Here is a 19,581-nt window from a genome sequence, read left to right as displayed (position 1 = left end):
GCGTGTGGTGTGCGCTGTGCGCAGGCCCGCGCTTTCCCTATCCCCGCATGCTTTTTCCAGCCAGATCGCCCTGTGGCGGTGGAGCAGTGCGATGACTGAATCGATTGAACGGGACGCCCGGCACAAGGCGCGCATGGCCCGCAAAAAAGCCCTTATCGATGAAAAGATTGCCCAGGCCCAGGATGAGTACGGCCTGCTGCTGGTGCACAGCGGCAATGGCAAGGGCAAGAGCAGCAGCGCCTTCGGCATGGTTGCTCGCGCCCTGGGCCACGGCCTCAAGGTGGGCGTGGTGCAGTTTATCAAGGGTGCAGCCAGCACTGGCGAAGAAGCCTTCTTTCGCCGTTTTCCCGATGAAGTCAGCTACCACGTGATGGGCGAAGGCTTTACCTGGGAGACCCAGGATCGCCAGCGTGATATCGACAAGGCGCGCGAAGCCTGGACGGTGGCGGCGCAGCTGCTGAATGATCCGGCCATTGGCCTGGTGGTGCTCGACGAGCTGAATATCGCCCTGAAATACGGATATCTGGAACTCGATGCGGTGCTCGCCGACATTGAAGCGCGGCCGCTGCTGCAGCATGTGGTGGTAACCGGTCGCGGCGCGTTGCCGGGGATGATCGAGGCTGCGGATACCGTGACCGAGATGAGCCTGGTCAAGCATGCGTTCAAGGCCGGGGTTAAGGCGCAAAAGGGAGTCGAATTTTGATCCGCGCCCGCTCTTGCCCCGCGTTATTGATCGCTGCACCGGCCTCCGGCCAGGGTAAGACCACAGTGACCGCTGCCTTGGCGCGTTTGCATGCACGCCAGGGCAAGCGCGTGCGGGTGTTCAAATGCGGCCCGGACTTTCTCGACCCGATGATTCTTGCCCGCGCCAGCGGTGCGCCGGTGTATCAGCTCGACCTGTGGATGGTTGGCGAGGCCGAGAGCCGTCGTCTGCTCTGGGAGGCGGCGGGTGAGGCCGACCTGATTCTGATTGAAGGGGTGATGGGCCTGTTCGATGGCACGCCTTCGGCGGCCGACCTGGCCCGGCACTTTGGTGTGCCGGTGCTGGCGGTGATCGACGGTTCGGCCATGGCGCAGACCTTCGGCGCCATGGCCCATGGCCTGGCGACCTTCCAAGCGGATCTGCCGTTTTCTGGCGTGCTCGGTAACCGGGTTGGCAGTGTGCGGCATGGCGAGATCCTGCGTGATGCGCTGCCGGCCTCGATCCGCTGGTACGGCGCATTACCACGCAGCGCCGAGGTCGGTTTACCGAGCCGCCATCTCGGCCTGGTTCAGGCGGGCGAACTGCTCGACCTGGATGCCCGTCTGGACGCCGCCGCCGATGCTTTGGCTGCCAGTGCCGATACCAGTCTGCCGCCGCCAGTCAGCTTCGCTGCACCAGAGCATGCAAGGCCCGCGCAATTGCTCAAGGATGTTCGGATTGGCGTAGCACGCGACAGCGCTTTTGCCTTTCTCTATCAGGCCAACCTCGATTTGCTGCGCGCACTGGGTGCCGAATTGCAGTTCTTTTCGCCGCTTACAGATGAGCAGTTGCCGGATGTCGACAGCCTGTATCTGCCCGGCGGTTACCCGGAGTTGCACCTGTCCACGCTTGAAGCCAACCAGCCCATGGCCGAGGCAATCCGCGCTCACCACGAGGCAGGCAAACCGATCCACGCCGAGTGCGGCGGCATGCTCTATCTACTCGACAAACTGACCGACAAACAGGGCGCCAGCGGGCAGATGCTCGGTTTGCTAAACGGCGAGGCGACCCTGCAACCACGCATGACCGCCATGGCCTTGCAACAGGCTGAGCTGCCGGAAGGGCTGCTGCGCGGCCACAGTTTTCACTACTCGGCGCTCAGCAGCGAACTACAACCACTGACCCGTGGCGAGTGCCCGAACTATAAGCGCACCAGTGAGGCGGTCTATCGTCAGGGGCGGATGACCGCCTCCTATATTCACTTCTATCTGCCGTCCGACCCGGTTGCCGCTGCCGCGCTGTTTTGTCCCGGTGCGCCGGCATGAGTGAGCAGGCCTTCAGTGCCGAAGAGCGCGCGGCGGTGTACCGCGCCATCGCTGAGCGCCGCGATATGCGCCATTTCAGCGGTGGCGAGGTGGCTCCCGAGTTGCTCGCGCGCTTGCTCGAAGCTGCGCATCAGGCGCCCAGCGTGGGCTTGATGCAGCCCTGGCGGTTTATTCGCATCACCCGTCCGGCCTTGCGCGAAGCGATCCACGGCCTGGTAGAGGAGGAACGCACGCGCACCGCCGAGGCGTTGGGCGAGCGCAGCGACGAGTTTATGCGGCTGAAAGTCGAGGGTATTCGCGACTGCGCCGAACTGTTGGTGGTGGCCCTGATGGAGGGCCGTGAGGCTCATGTGTTTGGCCGCCGCACCTTGCCGGAGATGGACCTGGCATCCCTGGCCTGCGCGATTCAGAACCTCTGGCTGGCGGCCCGTGCAGAGGGTTTGGGCATGGGCTGGGTGTCGCTGTTCGAGCCCCAGGCCCTGGCGGATCTGCTCGGCATGCCGACCGGCAGCAAGCCATTGGCGGTGCTGTGCCTGGGACCCGTGACGGAATTTTATGAGGCACCGATGCTGGTTCAGCAGGGCTGGGCCGAGCCTCGGCCGCTCAGCGAGTTGCTGTTCGAGAATCAGTGGAGCACGCCATGAGCCTGGTGCTGAGTACCTGCGCCGGGGTCGTTCTGGATGCGATTTTGGGCGAACCCAAGGGCTGGCACCCGCTGGTGGCCTTTGGTCGTATGGCCGAGCGCATCGAGCAGCGCTTCAATCCGGCGGGTGGCGGGTGGCGCAGCCATGGCGTCAGCGCCTGGTGCCTGGCGGTGTTGCCGCTGACCCTGCTGGCCTGGCTGTTGAGTGAGATCAGCGGGCTGGGGTGGGCGGTGGAAATCATTGCCTTGTACGCCGCCCTGGGCCTGAAAAGCCTGGGCGAGCATGCCATGCCAGTGGCGCAGGCGCTGCGTCTGGGGGATTTGCGCCTGGCCCGCGAGCGGGTTGGCTATATGGTCAGCCGTAATACTGCGCAGCTGGATGCCACGGGTGTGGCCCGCGCTGGCAGCGAATCGGTGCTGGAAAACGGCAGCGACGCGGTGTTCGCCGCGCTGTTCTGGTTTGTGCTGGCTGGCGCACCGGGGGTGGTGCTGTATCGCCTGAGCAATACCCTGGACGCCATGTGGGGCTATCGCAATGAACGCTTTGAACGCTTCGGCTGGGCCGCTGCAAAGATTGACGATGCACTCAATTACCTGCCTGCACGGCTGGTCGCATTGACCTATGCGTTGCTGGGTAAAACCCTGTTGGCGTTGCGTTGTTGGCGCACCCAGGCGCCGCTGTGGGACAGTCCCAATGCTGGCCCTGTGATGGCAGCGGGTGCAGGGGCACTGGGCGTCAGCCTGGGTGGTGCGGCGGAGTACCACGGCGAGCTGCATGTGCGGCCTGATTTGGGCGACGGTCCACCGCCCCGCGCACGGGATATCGAGCGGGCAGTCAATCTGGTTTACGGCGGCGTGCTGCTGTGGCTGGCACTGCTAATGCTATGGGGGCTTGCTTATGCTTGAACATGGTGGTCGCCTGCGCGCGGCCTCGCTGCGTTATGGCATTGCCCTGGCGGAGTGGCTGGATTTGTCCACCGGCATTGCGCCTTACGGCTGGCCCTTGCCCGCTATTCCGGCAATTGCCTGGACGCGCTTGCCCGAGCAGCAGGACGGCCTGGAAATCGCTGCGCGCGATTACTACGGCGTCGCCAACCTGCTGCCGGTAGCGGGTTCGCAAGCCGCCATTCAGGCGCTGCCGCGTCTGCTGCGACACGTCACCGTGGGCATTGTTTCACCCGCTTATGCCGAGCATGCGGCGGCCTGGCAGCGTGAAGGGCATCGTCTGCTGGAAATCAGTGAAGGCGCGATTGAGCGCGCGCTGGAGCGCATCGATGTGCTGTTGCTGGTCAATCCGAACAACCCCACCGGGCGCTGTATTGAACCTGCGCGTTTGCTGGAGTGGCATCGGCGTTTGGCCGAGCGAGGCGGCTGGCTGGTGGTGGACGAGGCCTTTATCGATTGCACGCCGGCGTTCAGCCTGGCGGCGTTCAGTGAGTTGCCCGGGCTGATCGTGCTGCGCTCGTTTGGCAAGTTTTTCGGTTTGGCGGGTATTCGCCTGGGCTTTGTCCTGGCGCCGCCGCAGCTGCTGGCGCAACTGGCCGAGTTGCTAGGGCCTTGGGCAATCAGCGGGCCGAGCCGCGTGGTGGCCACGGCGTTGTTGCAGGACATGGCCGGCCAGCAGGCACAACGTGAGCGGTTGCTCGCCGATGCTGAACGCCTGTCTGCGCTGTTGGTTGCGCATGGGCTCAGCCCCACAGGCGGTTGCGCGCTGTTTCAGTTCTGTTGCACACCGCAGGCCGCCTTGCTGCATGAGTTTCTCGCCCTGCAAGGCATTCTTACCCGCCTGTTTGAAAAGCCGCTGAGCCTGCGTTTTGGTTTGCCACCGGATGAAACCGGCTGGCAGCGTTTGCAGCAGGCACTGGCGGTCTTCGCTGGAGAGCTGGCATGAGCACACTGATGGTGCAGGGCACCACCTCCGATGCCGGCAAGAGCACCCTGGTCACCGCGCTGTGCCGTTGGCTCAAGCGTCAGGGCGTCAGTGTGGTGCCGTTCAAACCGCAAAACATGGCGCTCAACAGCGCCGTAACCGCCGATGGCGGCGAAATCGGCCGCGCCCAGGCGGTGCAGGCGCAGGCCGCCGGGCTTGCGCCCCACACCGACATGAACCCGGTGCTGCTCAAGCCCAACAGCGACATCGGTGCGCAGGTGATCATCCACGGTCGCGCCCTGAGCAGCATGGATGCCGTGGCGTATCACGATTACAAAAAGGTGGCGATGCAGGCGGTGCTGCAGTCGCATCAGCGCCTGAGTGCCGCTTACCCGGTGGTGATGGTTGAAGGGGCGGGGTCGCCCGCCGAGATCAACCTGCGCGCCGGCGATATCGCCAATATGGGCTTCGCCGAAGCGGTGGATTGCCCGGTGATTCTGATTGCCGATATCGACAAGGGCGGGGTGTTTGCCCATTTGGTCGGCACCCTGGCGCTGCTCTCGGAGAGCGAACAGGCGCGAGTCAAAGGCTTTGTCATCAACCGTTTTCGCGGCGACATTGCGTTATTGCAACCGGGGCTGGACTGGCTGGAGCAGCGCACGGGCAAACCGGTATTGGGTGTATTGCCGTACCTGATGGATTTTCATCTGGAAGCCGAAGACGCCATTGACACGCGTCAGAGCGCCAAGGCCGTCGAGGTGATCAAGGTGGTGGTACCGGTGTTGCCGCGCATCAGTAACCACACCGACTTCGACCCGCTGCGCCTGCACCCGCAGGTTGAGCTGACCTTTATTGGCCCCGGTCAGCCGATCCCTGCGGCGGATCTGATCATCCTGCCCGGCTCCAAAAGTGTGCGCAGTGATCTGGCCTTTCTGCGTGAGCAGGGCTGGTCGGCAGCCCTTAACAAACACTTGCGCTATGGCGGCAAGTTGCTGGGTATCTGCGGCGGGCTGCAGATGCTCGGCACGCAGATTGACGACCCGCATGGTCTGGAAGGCGCGGCGGGTTCCAGCCCTGGGTTGGGGTTGCTGGATTTTTGCACGGTGCTGGAGCCGCAGAAGCAATTGCGCACTGTGCGCGGTCAACTGTGCCTGGAAAATGCCCCGGTCAGCGGTTATGAAATTCATGCCGGCGTCAGCACGGGCATCGGTTTGAATGCGGCCGTGCGACTCGACGATGGCCGCGCCGATGGTGGCCTGAGCGCGGACGGTCAGGTGCTGGGCACCTATCTGCACGGCCTGTTTGAAACACCCGAGGCCTGCAGTGCCTTGCTGCGTTGGGCCGGCTTGGGTGAGGTACAGGCGGTGGATTACCACGCCCTGCGCGAGCGTGATATCGAACGCTTGGCCGATCTCGTAGAGGCGCATCTCGATACGAGTCAATTACGTACGCTCTGTAATCTGTAGCCCGTTTTATGGCCGGTGATGCGTTTGTGTGGGAGGGGCTTTAGCCGCGACGAGTCAGCCCCGCACAGTCGCGGCTAAAGCGCCTCCCACGGTCTGTGATGCTTTATTCGAACAAAGGTGAACCATGCTTGAACTGATTCTTGGCGGTGCCCGTTCCGGCAAAAGCCGACTGGCTGAGCGTCTGGCCACTGAGTCGGCGCTGGCTGTGACCTATATCGCCACCAGTCAGGCGCTGGATGGTGAGATGAGCGCGCGTATTCGTCATCATCAGGATCGGCGGCCGGCGCATTGGGGGCTGGTGGAAGAGCCGCTTGCATTGGCCCGCGTGCTGCGCGAGCAAGCCAGCGCGGATAAATGCCTGCTGGTTGATTGCCTGACCCTGTGGCTGACCAATCTATTAATGCTGGATAACCTGGCACGCCTGAGCGCCGAGCGCGATGCGTTGCTGGATTGTCTAAGCGGCTTGCCGGGGCGGATTCTGCTGGTCAGCAATGAAACCGGCTTAGGCGTGGTGCCCATGGGCGAGTTGAGCCGGCGCTTTGTCGATGAGGCCGGCTGGTTGCATCAGGCGCTGGCCGAGCGTTGTCAGCGTGTGGTGTTTTGTGTGGCGGGTTTACCCATGGTGCTTAAGGGGGATGCAGTATGAGCCTTAACTGGTGGCAGGCACCCTGTCAGCCACTCGATTATGTGGCGCGCAGCAAAGCTATCGCGCGCCAGCAACAATTGACCAAACCTGCCGGCTCGCTGGGCCAGTTGGAGGCGGTGGTCATTCAACTGGCGGCGTTGCAGGGGCGTGAGCGGCCGCGTCTTGAGCAGGTGGCCATCAGCATTTTTGCCGGCGATCACGGCATCGTCGCTGAAGGGATTTCCGCATTCCCACAAGCCGTCACCGGGCAAATGCTGCGCAATTTCGTCAACGGCGGCGCGGCTATCAGCGTGCTGGCCAAGCAGCTGAGCGCGCGCCTTGAGGTGATCGACCTCGGTACTGTCTCGCCGGCAGAGGCCTTGCCGGGCGTGATGCGGTTGCAGCTGGGCGCAGGCACGCAGAACTTTCTGCACGGCCCGGCCATGAACAATACGCAGCTTGGGCATGCCCTGCAGACCGGGCGCAACAGCCTACAGCGCGCGCAATTGAGTGGCTGCGAGCTGTTTATCGGCGGCGAGATGGGCATTGGTAACACCACGGCGGCCACTGCGTTGGCCTGTTGGTTGCTGCAGCGTCCGGCCCGTGAACTGGTTGGTCCAGGCACAGGTTTAAATGTTCAGGGCGTGGCACGCAAAGCGGAGGTTATTGAGGCCGGTTTGGCCTTGCACCGTCCTGTGCTCGACGAGCCGCTAGACGCCTTGCGCGCTTTGGGCGGCTTTGAGATCGCTGCATTGGTGGGCGCTTACCTGGCTTGTGCGCAGCAGGGCTGTGTGGCCTTGGTGGATGGCTTTATCTGTAGCGTGGCCGCGTTACTCGCGGTGCGCGTTAATCCGGCTTGCCGCGAGTGGCTGCTATTTGCCCATTGCGGCGCAGAACCCGGCCATCAACACGTGCTGCAAGCCTTGCAGGCGCAGCCGTTGCTGGACTTGGGCTTGCGCCTGGGCGAGGGCAGTGGCGCAGCGCTGGCCGTGCCGCTGCTGCAGTTGGCCTGCAGCCTGCACAACGACATGGCCACCTTTGCCGAGGCCGCAGTGGCAGAGGTCTCGGCATGACGGTGTATCTGGAATTGCTGCGCCACGGGGAAACCGAATTGGGCGGCGGTCTGCGCGGCAGCCTGGATGATGCCCTGACCGACACCGGTTGGGCGCAATTGCGCGCGGCGGTGGCCGATGGCACGCGCTGGGATCGCTTGATCAGCTCGCCCTTGCAGCGCTGTGCGCGTTTTGCCGAAGAGTTGGCCGCGCAGCACGGCGTGCCACTGAGCCTGGAGTCTGATCTGCAGGAGCTGCATTTCGGCGCGTGGGAAGGCCGCAGTACCGCCGAGCTGATGCAGACCAGCGCGGCAGAACTTGGCCGTTTCTGGAGCGATCCTTATGGCTTTACCCCGCCCGAAGGCGAGACCTTGCTGGCTTTTGAGGCGCGGATACTGGGCGCCTTGCAACGTTTGCAGGCCCGGCATGCCGGCGAGCGCTTGCTGCTGGTCACCCACGGCGGGGTGATCCGCCTGCTGTTGGCGCGTGCCCGTGGCTTGCCGCGCAATGATCTGCTGCAGGTTGCTGTGGGGCATGCCGAGCGCTATCAGCTGTGTCTGGATGAACAAGGCGAGCTGTGGGAGCGCGCATGACGCCCTGGTGGATTGCCCTGCAGTTTCTTACCCGTTTACCGGTGACCCTGGCCGGCATGCCAACGCCTGAGCAAATCGGCCGCTCGCTGCTGTTCTACCCGCTGGTGGGGTTGTTGATCGGCCTGCTGCTGCTCGCTGTGCAGCACCTGCTGGGCGACAGCACGGTGTTGCTACAGGCGGCGTTGTTGCTGACGCTGTGGGTCGGCATCAGCGGCGGCCTGCATCTGGATGGCCTGGCCGACAGTGCCGATGCCTGGGTCGGCGGCTTTGGCGATAAACAACGCACCCTGGCGATCATGAAAGACCCACGCAGCGGGCCGATCGCAGTGGTGGTGCTGGTGCTGCTGTTGCTGCTCAAGTTTGCCGCGCTGGTGGCGCTGCTGGAACATCAGTCGGCCTGGCTGCTGATACTGGTGCCCTGGTTGGCCCGTGGCTTGTTGCCCTTGTTGTTTCTTACGACACCCTATGTGCGGGCCGGCGGCTTGGGTCACGCGTTGGCCGAGCATCTGCCGCGCCGGCAACTGCCCTGGGTATTGGCCGCCAATGCGCTGGTCATGTTGCTGTTTGGCTGGCCGGCGCTGCTCGCCTTGTTGGTGGCCGGAGGCGTGTTTATCTGGCTGCGCAGCCTGATGCTCAAACGTCTGGATGGCACCACGGGTGATACCGCCGGAGCACTGCTGGAAATTGCCGAGTGCGCGGTGCTGGTGGCGTTGGCCTGCTAGCGTGTAAGGACAGCAAGACACAGCAGGGATGGACATGGGGCGTAGGTGGCTTTACTCAACGCTGGTGACGGCACTGCTTGGAATCGTGCCCTGTAGGGATGCCATTCAGGCCGAGGAGCTGGTGTGGGGCATTGTGCCGATTCCGGGGGCCTTCAATGTGCGTGACGGTGAGGTGGTTGATGGTGTGCTGTACGAGGTCATGCAACTGCTGGCGGCCCGTCTACCCGAGTTGCAAATGCGTTATGAGGTTTTACCCATGGCCCGGGTTGAACAACGCATGAGCGAGCAGGGTGAGCTGTGCAGCAGTGGCCAGCTGCAGAGCCCTGAGCGCGATCAGTTGGGTTATTTCGTACCCTATGTGGCGAGCACACCGATCCATGTGCTGGTACGCAGGCAGACCCTGGACCAACTGCTGATCGAAGACGGTCAGGTCAGCCTCGACTGGTTGTTCGATAATCCTTACCTGCGCGGCGCTCTGGCCAAGAGTCGGGTCTATCCCGCGCCGATTCGCGAACGCCTGCTCCAGGCTCACGCCGAAGGTCGCATCCCCGAGTTGGGGGGGAGCTTGGCGGGGGAGAATCTGCTGCTGATGGTCAGCCATCACCGTCTGGATTATGTCTTCGATTACCCCGTGATCTACACCGAGGTAATGCGCCATTTCAGTCTCAGTGATGCGCTGGTCAGCGTACCGCTACGCGAGAATGCTGAACTGGTGACGGTGGGCATCTATTGCTCGCGCACACCATGGGGTGCGCGCATGGCCGGGCGTCTCGATCAGGCGATTCGCGAGGTTTCCGCCGCACCCGCCAGCACCTTGGCGATCTACCAGCGTTGGCTGCCGCCTGAGGTGTATAGCCATTACCACGAGCAGTTGCTGGCATTCTTCGCCCAACGCGCCAGCGCTGCACCGCTGCTGTTTGACTAGCCGGCGGTTTTCAACGCCGGATTGCCCACGCAGATAGTTTTTCCAGCGACCTGCTGGTCGATGGCCGGCTTGTCGATACGCCCAACTCAGGATGCAATCTGTAGCACTGCATTGCCGAACAGCTGTAGCTGTTACCTGAGCGGGTTGCGGTATATACCTGCGCCCTATTGCTGATCTCTCGATAAGCGGGTCGCTACCCGTAAAGGACAACCTATGACTTCGCTTTGGCGCACCAGTGGCTGGATATTGCTGGGCGCATCTCTGGTGCTGGCACTGTCGCTGGGCATTCGCCATGGCTTTGGTCTGTTCCTGCCGCCGATGAGCGCCGAATTCGGCTGGGGGCGTGAGGTGTTCGCCTTCGCCATTGCCTTGCAGAATCTGATCTGGGGTCTGACCCAGCCGTTTACCGGCGCTCTGGCCGATCGCTTCGGCGCCAAGCGCACAGTGATTGTTGGCGGCATTTTGTATGCCATTGGGCTCGGCTGCATGGGCCTGGCCGACTCGCCTCTAAGCCTGTCGCTGAGCGCCGGGCTGCTGATCGGTATTGGTTTGTCCGGCACCTCGTTCTCGGTAATCCTCGGTGCCGTGGGGCGTGCGGTGCCTATGGAAAAACGCAGTATGGCCATGGGCATCGCGGCGGCAGCAGGCTCTTTCGGGCAGTTCGCCATGCTGCCAGGCACCTTGGGCTTGCTCAGTTGGCTGGGCTGGTCGGTGGCGTTGATGGCGCTGGGGTTACTGGTTGCCATGATCGTGCCTCTGGCAGCGATGCTCAAAGATACGCCGCTGCCGCTGACGGGCGTGGAACAGAGCCTTGGTGAAGCGTTGCGCGAAGCCTGCAGCCACTCAGGCTTCTGGCTGTTGGCATTGGGCTTTTTCGTTTGTGGCTTTCAGGTGGTGTTTATCGGTGTGCATTTGCCGGCCTACCTGGTTGATCAACATTTACCCGCTTTGGTGGGCACTACAGTGCTGGCACTGGTGGGGTTGTTCAACATTTTTGGCACTTACATTGCCGGGTGGCTGGGCGGGCGGATGTCCAAGCCGCGCTTGCTCAGCGCACTGTACCTGGCGCGTGCGGTGGTGATTATGGCGTTCATCCTGGCGCCGCTGTCGGTGTGGAGTGCTTATGCCTTCGGTGTGGCGATGGGGTTGCTGTGGCTGTCTACAGTGCCGTTGACCAATGGCACGGTGGCAACCCTGTTCGGCGTGCGAAACCTGTCGATGCTCGGCGGCATTGTCTTTCTATTCCATCAGTTGGGGGCATTTCTCGGCGGCTGGATGGGCGGCTATCTGTATGACCACACGGGCAGTTATGATCTGGTCTGGCAGATTGCTGTGCTGCTCAGCTTGCTGGCTGCGGCACTGAACTGGCCGGTACGCGAGCTGCCTGTGCCGCGCTTGCAACAACAGGAGGCGAGAGGATGAATGCTGAATATGGATGGAATACTGCGCTGGCCATGGGCGGCATGCTGACCTTGGGATTGGCGTGGTGGGGATGGTTGCAGGGCGGTCTGGCTTTTTTACAACTGGGGCTGGGTGTCTGCTGATCAAGGTGATCCGTTATGTGGCGTACTGTTCTGCTGATTGCTGTCATGTCGTGTGTATGGGGTGGCGTCGTTCAGGCGGTCGAATGCCCGACTCTGCTGCAGGGCGAGGTGCAGAAGCTGCGCAGTGAGGAGCGCATCAATCTGTGCACCCAGTTCGCCGGCAAGCCGCTGGTGGTGGTCAATACCGCCAGCTTCTGCGGTTTTACCCCGCAGTTCAAAGGCCTTGAAGCGCTCTACCAGCGTTACAAGGAGCAGGGCCTGCAAATCCTCGGGGTGCCTTCCGATGACTTCCGTCAGGAGGCCGATAGCAGCGAAGAAACCGCCAAGGTCTGCTATGTCAATTACGGCGTAACCTTCCCCATGAGCGAAACCCAGCAGGTTACTGGCAGCGATGCGTTGCCGCTGTTCAAGGAGCTGGCCGCGCAAAGTCAGGCGCCGCGTTGGAATTTCTCCAAATACGTGATCGACGCCCAGGGCAAGGTGATTGCCAGCTTTCCCAGCAGCACTGCCCCGGATGACCCTGCATTGCTGGCCGCCGTCGAGCAGGCTATCGCCTCGCAGCGCTGAAGCATCACCCATCTGGGCGATAGCCCAGCACCCAGTACCTCCTTAGAGTTGTGAGTACGCCGGACGCAGTTTCCCGGCGTGCCAACAAGAAAAATAAGGAGGCACCCATGCGTCGCGTTATGACTTCTGCTCTAGCTGTATGTGCCCTGGTCGGCGCGGTTGAGGCTCAGGCCAACTACACCAAGACCAAATACCCAATCGTACTGGTACACGGGGTGACCGGTTTCGACACCATCGGCGGTCTGATCAACTACTTCCACACCATCCCCTGGAACCTTGAGCGTGATGGCGCCAAGGTCTATGTCGCCAGTGTTTCGGCTCTGAATGACAGCGAGCAGCGCGGTGCCTCTCTCGCCCAGCAGATCGTGCCGTGGGCCAGTGCCAATGGCGGCAAGGTCAACCTGATCGGCCACAGTCAGGGGTCGCCAACTTCGCGCGTCGCGGCCTCGCTGCGTCCGGATCTGGTGGCCTCGGTAACCTCGGTCAACGGGGTGAACAAAGGCTCGAAAGTTGCCGATGTATTGCGCGGTGTGATCCCGCCCAACAGTGCCATTGAAGGCGGTGCCAACGGTTTGGCCAACGCACTTGGCGCGTTGATCAATCTGTTGTCGGGCAATAACAACCCGCAGAACGGCCTGGCCGCGCTGAAAACCCTGACCACGGCGGGCACCACTGCATTGAACGGTCGCCATCCGTGGGGCGTAAACAGCAGCAGCTACTGCGCCAAGTCCACCGAAGTGCACAACGTGCGCGGGCACAACATCCGTTACTTCTCCTGGACCGGCAACACCTCCTACACCAACGTCTTCGATGCGGTCGATCCGTTCCTGGCGATCACCGGACTGGCCTTTGGCAGCGAGAAAAACGATGGCCTGGTCGGTGTCTGTTCCACCTACCTGGGTCAGGTGATCGGTGATGACTACAACATGAACCACGTGGATGCGATCAACCATCTGTTCGGTGTTCGCGGCTGGACCGAGCCGGTGTCGCTGTATCGCCAGCATGCCAACCGCCTGAAAAATAAAGGCGTCTGACCGTCACCCCGGCGGGCTGCGCCATGCAGCCCGCATTCTGGAGGTCATATGGCCCTGTCGTTACGCTCAATGGTTCCTCTTCTGGTACTGGCCGGCGGCGTTGCCGGCCTTACGCTTTACTGGCAATGGCTTGCCGCCGCTGTACCCGTTGCGCCAACTGCTTCTGCTATCGTCACGGCGCCTCTTCCCGTCGTCCCCAGTCCTTTGCTGCAAACCGCCAAACCTGTCATATCAACTGCCAGAGCGCCGGCAAGCCTGCCGGGTTTGCAGGGCACCGACGTGGATGGCGAACTGAAGGCAGATAGCGCCGGCAATCTGCAGCTGAATCTGGCACTGCGCGATTATCTGGATTACTTCCTCAGCGCCGCCGATCAGGCCGGCCTGGAAACCGTGGTCGAAGTGATGTTGGCCGATGCACGTGCACGCCTGCCAGAGCCTGCCCTTGGGCAGTTTATCGGCCTGCTCGGCGACTATATGGATTACAAACGCGCCAGTCTGGCGCTGTTGCAGCAACCCTTGAGCAGTGCCCAGCAAAGCACCCCCGATGGCCAGCTGGTTGCCTTGCAGCGTGCTTTTGATCAACTGGCGCAGTTGCGTCGCGCGCATTTTTCCAGCGCCGCGACCGAGGCCCTGTTCGGCGCCGAGGAGGCTTACGGCCGTTACACACTGGACAATCTGGCGCTGATGGCCCGCGATGACCTCAGCGAGCACGGTAAGGCCCTGGCACAGGAGCGTTTGCGCGCTCAACTCCCCGAAGCCATGCGCGCCAGCGAAGAGCGCCAGGTCCACGCGCAGGCCTTGCAGGCTCAGACTGACAAGCTTTGGCAGGAAGGCGCCAGCGAAGAGCAGGTGCGCCAGCTGCTGGCCTTGACCTATGATCCGCCCACGGTCCAACGTCTGCTCAGCGAGCAGCGCAATGAACGCGCCTGGCAACAGCGCTATGCCACCTATCAGCAGGAACTGGCCGCGTTGCAGGGCAATGGCCTCAGTGCGGCGGATCGGCAGCAGGAGCAGCAGCGTTTGCGCCAGCGTTTATTCAGCGCCGAAGATCAGCACCGGGTGGAAACCTATGACGCCATTGCCACCAAGCTGCAGGACAATCAACCGCCCGAGTTGTAGGCCGTGAGCCTGGAACGTCAGGAAGCACTGCTATTGGCCCAGCAGCGCCGCGGCTATCGCCGGCTGCGCTTTACCGGCGTGCTGGAAGACGAATTTGTCGAACACCGGGTACAGCGTATCCGTCGTCGCCTGCTGCTGATCATCAGCACGGCGGTGATCTTTCAACTGGTCTACGCCGCCCTCGATCTGTTGTTGCTGCCCCTCAATGCCAGCCTGGCGACCCTGCCAGTGCGGCTATTGGGCATAGTCGGTGCGCTGTTGTCCTTTTTCTACTGCCGCCGGCCCCAGAGCCCGCCGCGCCGCGCACTACTGGTCTATGTGGGCGCTTACGGCCTTAACGGCGTTTGCGTTGCCGTGATTATTCACCTGTGCTGGAGCCTGGGTGTGGCCATGCCCTATGACGGGCTGTTTCTGGTGCTGCTGTTTGGTTACGTGCTGCTGGGCGTGTCGTTTCGCGCCGTCAGCCTGGCATCCTGGGGCGTGTGCGGACTGTTTCTCTGGTTGGGGCTTGTCGCCACGGGGGGCAGTGTGGCGCTGGGTTATCAGGGCCTGTTTCTGTTTTGCGCCAATCTGATTGGCAGTGTCGGCGCCTACCTGCAGGAGCACGGCCAGCGCGGCGCCTGGCTCAATCTGCGCTTGCTGGACCTGGCGCGGCAGCGCGCCGAAGCCGATGATGCGCGCAAGCTGCGCCTGCTCGCAGCCGCCAGCCATGATCTGCGCCAACCGCTCAACGCCATGGGCCTGTATGCCCAGCACTTGCTGGAGCAGAACCAGGCACCCGGCGTGCACCGCATCAGCAGCCGTCTGGCGATTGCCGTGGAGCAGCTCAGCCGGTTGTTGCAGTCGTTGTTCGATTACACCCGCCTGACCTTGCCCGGTGGGGTACAGGCCAAGCCGCAGGTATTTGCCTTGCGCCCCTTGTTGGCGCGCCTGAGCGGTGAAAGCCGCGCCGAGGCCGACGCCCAGGGTGTCGAGCTGCAGCTGCAATGCGCGGAACTCTGGGTGCGCAGTGATCCGCTGCTGCTGGAGCGCGTGCTGCGCAACCTGCTGAGCAACGCCTTGCGCCATGCCCAGGCGCGGCATGTCTGGCTGCATGCCCGTGTCGAACAAGAAGACATGGTGCAACTGGAGGTCGGAGATGATGGCCAGGGGCTGAGTGAGCAAGAGCAGAGTCAGGTCTTTGAAGAGTTCCGCCAATTGGATAACCCTGGACGCAATGTCGAGCGCGGTTTGGGGCTGGGTTTGGCCATCGTTCAGCAACTGGCGCAGTTGCTGGGGCATCCGCTGCGGCTGGATTCCAGCCCTGGCGCGGGCGCGCGTTTTATCCTGCAACTGCCGCAGGCGGAAGCAGGCGATTGGCAAGCCCCCGCAGTCGTTGCTGCAGCATTGAGCGGGCGGGTGCTATTGCTGGAGGACGATGCAGCTGGCCGGGAGGCATTGATCGGTTTATTGCAGCGTTGGGGTTGCGAGGTCTGGGCTTGCGCCGACCCAGCTGAGGCTTTGCAGTGTTTGCCCGATGCGCAGCCGCAGGTGCTGATTAGCGACTATCGCCTGGCCGCCACTGAGGACGGTTTGCGTGTTATCGAGCGCTTGCGTGAGGAGGCCGGACGCATGCTGCCGGCCTTGCTGATTACCGCCGATGTCAGCGCCGACCTGCAGGAGCGCTGCACCCGCGCCCATGTCACCTTGCTCGGCAAACCACTGTTGCCAGCCCGTTTGCGGCAGGCCTTGGCGGTGCTGTTGCCGGCAGAACTCAGATCCAGCCCCGTTGTCGCGCCGCACTGACGCAGGCCGTTCGGGTATGTACGGAAAACTCCTGAAACAGTGATTTCAGATGGGTTTTCACCGTGTCCTCGGAGACGCCCAGCTGACGGCTGATGGACTTGTTCGGCAAGCCTTCGGCCAGCAACTGGAGAATTTCCATCTGCCGGGCTGTGAGCTGCGGTTTATCGCCCGTCTGTGGCACGGGCAGGGTTTCTCCCAGCAGCACGCGGGTTACTGCCTGGCGCAGTTCAGCGCTATTGGCACTTTTCGGGATAAAGCCCAGTGCGCCGGCTGCCAGTGCGGCCTGGGCGTCCAGATTGGAGTCGCTGGCGCTAAGGATTGCCACTGGGGTCATGCGGCCTTGCTGTTGCCAGCGTTGCAGCAACTCCAGGCCTGGCATATCGGGCAGGCGCAGGTCGAGCAGAATCAGGTCGAAGGTGGCGTGTTGCAGGCAGGCTTCGGCGGCGGCCGCGGATTCGGCGGTGTGAATCTGCAGGTCGGCGCAGAGCGGGGCGAGGGCCAGGCTGAGGCCATCGAGAAAGATCCGGTGGTCATCCACCAGTAACAGGCTGAGCTGTTCGGGCAAGGCTGTGCAGAGTGCAGTCATAAGGGCTGTCTCAGGCGGCATTATTGTTTTTGTGTGCGCCGCGCGAGTGTAACCCAAACCGCTGGTTGATTTAGAAGCGGTACGTCACTTGTGCGCCCAGGCCGTGGGCCGTGTTCTTGTAGGTGGCGCGGTAGTCGTCCCGCTCGATGTGGGCGTCGTCTTCCATCAGGTAGGAGTAGGCCAGGTCGATGGTCACATCATCATTCGGGCTCCAGGCTGTGCCTAGGCTAAAGATCGTGCGGTCGCCGGTGGGGATGCGCGGCGAGCGGTCGACATTGTTGGTCGGCGACTGGTCGACGGCCAAGCCGGCGCGCAGGGTCCACTGCGGGTTCAGTTTGTAGGCGGCGCCCACAGCGTGAGCCCAGGTGTCGTGCCAGTTCTGCGGTTCGCTGATGCTGCTCAGGGCTCCTCCAAGGAGGCCACCTACGCCTTTGTTGTCGGCGCGGATTTCTTCCAGACGGCTCCAGCGGGTCCAGGTGCTGCCGGCATAGAGGGTCCAGTCGGCATTCAGTTCGTGGGTTACCGAGAAGTCCACAGATTCTGGGGTGGTCAGCTCCAGTGACGCATCGTAGGTGCCGGCGGAAGAGCCAATGACGAAGCCAGGGCCGGACACCGTGGTGTCACCCTTAAGGCGGTAATCCACCTTGGAGTGGTAGGTCAGGCCGAAACGCGTTTGCGGGGTGACTTCAAACAACACGCCGACGTTGTAGCCCAGCGCCGTGTCATCGCCCTTGATTTCGACCTTGCCGTCACCCGCACCGGGAATCGGGTTGTTGATGGCTGAAGTCAGCTCGCCGTCGATACGGTTGATGGTTGGGCCGAAGCCGATCGACAGCTGCTCGTTGAAGCGATAGCTCAGGGTCGGTTGCAGGGTGATCACCCGCACTTCGCTGCGGTCACCGTGGTAGCGGCCCTGGAAGCTGCGCTCATAGTCGGTCACCAGGCCAAACGGCACGTACAGGCCCAGGCCGAAGCTCCAGTTGTCGTCCAGCGGTTTGACGTAATAGCCCATGGGCGCGCCGATAAACGGCACCATGTCGCCGTCATTGCTGCCGCGGGCAGAGCCGCTGGCGTTGTCGATATCGGTTTTGGCGTGGATCAGGGCAATGCCACTGCTGACTTGTTCGCGCTTGATGCGCGCCATACCGGCCGGGTTACCGAAGACAGTGCTGGCGTCATCGGCGGATGAGGAGCGCCCGGCAAAGGCAGTACCCATGCTGCTGACGCTTTGTTCGTTGATGGCAAAACCACTGGCAAAGCCATGGCTGGCGGCAGAAGCAAGGGCAAGGGACAGGCAGGTCTTGACGACTCTTCTAGTCACGGAGGACTCCTAGGTTTTAGCGGGGGGCGGAAACTAACAACTTTTCCTGACCTCTGCCAAGCCCACGAAGTTCCTCGGATAGAGCGGTTTTTACTGGCAATACAAGCCGTTATCGCAGGTTTCAGGCCACCTGGCTGAGGTTGCCGATGCAGCGTTGCCAAGCAGCGATAAAGTCTTTAGTGCGCCCGTGCGGTTTGAACACTCGGCGCCAAACGTGCGCCATACCCAGCAGGTCATCAGCGGCCGGCAGTTCGCGGTGTTCGGCCTCAATCAGCATCCAGGCAATCGCCGTGGCATAGCGCAGGTTGACGGTCAGCTCCAAGTGCGGCGCAGCAAGGAAGGCATGTTGGCTGGCGAGGCCTCGTACTTGACTGGCAAGGTCCGGATCCAGCGCCAGGTGCTGATCCCAGAGCTGCTGGTGGCGCAGTGCGGCGATTCGGTATAGGCCGTGACCGTGCTTGTCATCGAGGGCAGAGCCAAGCCCGGATTGGCTGGCGGCGGCTCCGAGCAACAAGGCTTCGGCGGCGGTGGAGTGGCGGCCCAGATAGACCAGGGTAGGGCGGATGACGTACTGGCTTAACTCGCAGGCGGCAATTCCCATATAGCCCTCGGCGAAAGGTGACCGATGGGGCTGGGGCGCTGGCAGCTTCGACTTGTTCTGATAAAAGGCCCCACCGGGAGCGGTGGTTAGCCGCTCATGTTGAAGTGTAGTGCGACCTTTCTGCTGTAAAGGGCTGTTTTTAAATTGTTTTCGGCTTTCGGTTATTGCCTATATTCCAGTTGGTGCTTAACACAGCTTGTGGCTGCGTGGTCGGCGGCCGTCAGTCGCCGGTGGCCACGGGTCGAGCGGGGTCGGTGATCCATTCGCTCCAGGAACCGGCATACAACGGTGCCAACGGGTAGCCGGCCAGGCACAGGGCAAACAGGTTATGGCAGGCCGTCACACCCGAACCACAGTAGGCCACCAGCTCACTGGCCGGGCGCCCGCCGAGTTGTGCATCAAAGCGCTGGCGCAGCTGCTTTGGGCTGAGGAAGTGGCCGTCGCTGTCGAGGTTGTCCGTGAACGCCGCGCACTGCGCGCCGGGAATATGGCCTGCGACCGGGTCAATCGGTTCGACTTCGCCCCTGAAACGCGGCAGACCACGCGCATCGAGCAGGGTCATCTGCTGATCACCCAGGCGCTGCTGCAGCTGGGCGGCGCTGACCAGCAGGCGGGCGTCGGCGCTGCCGCTGAACATGCCTGGTGGGGGCGTGGGCAGGTCCTGGGTCAAGGCGCCGCCTGCTTCGCGCCAGGCCTTGAGGCCGCCATCGAGCAGGTACACGCCCTCACTTTTACCCAGCCAGGCCAGCAGCCACCAGGCGCGTGCTGCAAAGGCGCCGGGGCCGTCGTCGTACAGCACCACGTCGTTGTGATTGTGCAGGCCCCAATCACGCAGGCGACTTAGCAGTTGTGTAGGTTCTGGCAGGGGATGACGGCCTGTGATGCCTCTGTGGATCGGCCCGGACAGGTCGCGCTCCAGATCGGCGAACTGTGCACCGGGGATATGCCCGTCGGCGTAGCTGCGCTGTCCATAGGTCAGATCGTCCAGGGCGAAGCGGCAATCAAGAATCAGCAGGTTGGGCGCATCAAGGCGACGCTGTAGCTGGGCAGCGCTGATCAGTTGGGCGAGGGGCATGCCAGTCATCCTGTGGGCAAAAAGTCAGTCAGCATCATAAACCCTG

At 62.6% G+C, this 19,581-nt stretch carries 21 protein-coding genes; 17 read left to right on the top strand and 4 right to left on the bottom strand.

Annotated elements, in window-relative coordinates; genetic code table 11:
- Positions 1-91 precede the first annotated feature (91 nt).
- The 17 genes from cobO (at position 92) to OU997_RS19205 (ending at position 15,952) form a co-directional block, all read left to right on the top strand.
- The gene (cobO, locus tag OU997_RS19285) at positions 92-703 is read left to right on the top strand and encodes a cob(I)yrinic acid a,c-diamide adenosyltransferase (protein ID WP_090253090.1); all 612 of its coding nucleotides are present in this window, start codon (positions 92-94) and stop codon (positions 701-703) included.
- Positions 700-2,007: a cobyrinate a,c-diamide synthase gene (locus OU997_RS19280; RefSeq protein ID WP_267808112.1), complete on the top strand. Its 1,308-nt coding sequence runs from the start codon at positions 700-702 to the stop codon at positions 2,005-2,007. The genes cobO and OU997_RS19280 overlap by 4 nt, the downstream gene beginning before the upstream one ends.
- The gene (gene bluB, locus OU997_RS19275; protein ID WP_267808110.1) at positions 2,004-2,651 is read left to right on the top strand and encodes a 5,6-dimethylbenzimidazole synthase; all 648 of its coding nucleotides are present in this window, start codon (positions 2,004-2,006) and stop codon (positions 2,649-2,651) included. The genes OU997_RS19280 and bluB overlap by 4 nt, the downstream gene beginning before the upstream one ends.
- Positions 2,648-3,556 carry an adenosylcobinamide-phosphate synthase CbiB gene (cbiB, locus tag OU997_RS19270; RefSeq protein WP_267808108.1) on the top strand — a complete coding sequence of 303 codons (909 nt, stop codon included), beginning with the start codon at positions 2,648-2,650 and terminating at the stop codon, positions 3,554-3,556. Before bluB ends, cbiB begins: the two co-directional genes overlap by 4 nt.
- On the top strand, positions 3,549-4,541 hold the full coding sequence (cobD, locus tag OU997_RS19265) for a threonine-phosphate decarboxylase CobD (protein WP_108538055.1): 993 nt from the start codon (positions 3,549-3,551) through the stop codon (positions 4,539-4,541). The genes cbiB and cobD overlap by 8 nt, the downstream gene beginning before the upstream one ends.
- On the top strand, positions 4,538-5,986 hold the full coding sequence (locus OU997_RS19260; RefSeq protein ID WP_267808107.1) for a cobyric acid synthase: 1,449 nt from the start codon (positions 4,538-4,540) through the stop codon (positions 5,984-5,986). Before cobD ends, OU997_RS19260 begins: the two co-directional genes overlap by 4 nt.
- A gap of 124 nt (positions 5,987-6,110) precedes the next feature.
- A complete protein-coding gene (gene cobU, locus OU997_RS19255) occupies positions 6,111-6,632 on the top strand; it encodes a bifunctional adenosylcobinamide kinase/adenosylcobinamide-phosphate guanylyltransferase (protein WP_267808105.1) in 522 nt (173 codons plus the stop codon).
- Positions 6,629-7,684: a nicotinate-nucleotide--dimethylbenzimidazole phosphoribosyltransferase gene (gene cobT, locus OU997_RS19250; protein ID WP_267808103.1), complete on the top strand. Its 1,056-nt coding sequence runs from the start codon at positions 6,629-6,631 to the stop codon at positions 7,682-7,684. Before cobU ends, cobT begins: the two co-directional genes overlap by 4 nt.
- Positions 7,681-8,256, top strand: coding sequence for an alpha-ribazole phosphatase family protein (gene cobC / locus OU997_RS19245; protein WP_267808101.1), 576 nt, complete (start codon positions 7,681-7,683; stop codon positions 8,254-8,256). The genes cobT and cobC overlap by 4 nt, the downstream gene beginning before the upstream one ends.
- Complete coding sequence (locus tag OU997_RS19240; protein WP_267808099.1) at positions 8,253-8,978, top strand: adenosylcobinamide-GDP ribazoletransferase; 726 nt, start codon at positions 8,253-8,255, stop codon at positions 8,976-8,978. Before cobC ends, OU997_RS19240 begins: the two co-directional genes overlap by 4 nt.
- Before the next feature lie 64 nt (positions 8,979-9,042).
- Positions 9,043-9,903: a hypothetical protein gene (locus OU997_RS19235; RefSeq protein WP_267808097.1), complete on the top strand. Its 861-nt coding sequence runs from the start codon at positions 9,043-9,045 to the stop codon at positions 9,901-9,903.
- 213 nt (positions 9,904-10,116) lie between these two features.
- Positions 10,117-11,325, top strand: coding sequence for an MFS transporter (locus OU997_RS19230; protein WP_108486995.1), 1,209 nt, complete (start codon positions 10,117-10,119; stop codon positions 11,323-11,325).
- Positions 11,322-11,447, top strand: coding sequence for a hypothetical protein (locus tag OU997_RS19225; RefSeq protein ID WP_256582981.1), 126 nt, complete (start codon positions 11,322-11,324; stop codon positions 11,445-11,447). Before OU997_RS19230 ends, OU997_RS19225 begins: the two co-directional genes overlap by 4 nt.
- Positions 11,448-11,462: 15 nt before the next feature.
- Positions 11,463-12,014, top strand: coding sequence for a glutathione peroxidase (locus tag OU997_RS19220; RefSeq protein ID WP_108538054.1), 552 nt, complete (start codon positions 11,463-11,465; stop codon positions 12,012-12,014).
- Positions 12,015-12,121: 107 nt separating this feature from the next.
- A complete protein-coding gene (locus OU997_RS19215; protein WP_108489999.1) occupies positions 12,122-13,048 on the top strand; it encodes an esterase/lipase family protein in 927 nt (308 codons plus the stop codon).
- A 48-nt stretch (positions 13,049-13,096) separates the two neighbouring features.
- Entirely contained in the window at positions 13,097-14,167 is a 1,071-nt protein-coding gene (locus OU997_RS19210; protein WP_267808095.1) for a lipase secretion chaperone, read from the top strand.
- A 3-nt stretch (positions 14,168-14,170) separates the two neighbouring features.
- Positions 14,171-15,952: a hybrid sensor histidine kinase/response regulator gene (locus OU997_RS19205; RefSeq protein ID WP_267808093.1), complete on the top strand. Its 1,782-nt coding sequence runs from the start codon at positions 14,171-14,173 to the stop codon at positions 15,950-15,952.
- On the opposite strand, the gene OU997_RS19200 is transcribed toward OU997_RS19205, so the two are convergent.
- From OU997_RS19200 to OU997_RS19185, 4 genes are all read right to left on the bottom strand, one after another.
- A complete protein-coding gene (locus OU997_RS19200; RefSeq protein WP_108489997.1) occupies positions 15,921-16,538 on the bottom strand; it encodes a response regulator transcription factor in 618 nt (205 codons plus the stop codon). The two genes, OU997_RS19205 and OU997_RS19200, sit on opposite strands and share 32 nt — an antisense overlap.
- 70 nt (positions 16,539-16,608) lie before the next feature.
- Complete coding sequence (locus OU997_RS19195) at positions 16,609-17,859, bottom strand: OmpP1/FadL family transporter (protein ID WP_108489996.1); 1,251 nt, start codon at positions 17,857-17,859, stop codon at positions 16,609-16,611.
- Between the two features lie 121 nt (positions 17,860-17,980).
- Complete coding sequence (locus tag OU997_RS19190) at positions 17,981-18,460, bottom strand: hypothetical protein (RefSeq protein ID WP_108489995.1); 480 nt, start codon at positions 18,458-18,460, stop codon at positions 17,981-17,983.
- A 220-nt stretch (positions 18,461-18,680) separates the two neighbouring features.
- Positions 18,681-19,535, bottom strand: coding sequence for a sulfurtransferase (locus OU997_RS19185; RefSeq protein WP_267808089.1), 855 nt, complete (start codon positions 19,533-19,535; stop codon positions 18,681-18,683).
- Positions 19,536-19,581 lie beyond the last annotated feature (46 nt).

The sequence above is a fragment of the Pseudomonas sp. SL4(2022) genome, from assembly GCF_026625725.1.
In the GTDB taxonomy this organism is placed as follows: domain Bacteria; phylum Pseudomonadota; class Gammaproteobacteria; order Pseudomonadales; family Pseudomonadaceae; genus Aquipseudomonas.
The sequence above is the reverse complement of the archived record's forward strand: the minus strand, read 5'-3'. Positions and strand labels throughout refer to the sequence as shown.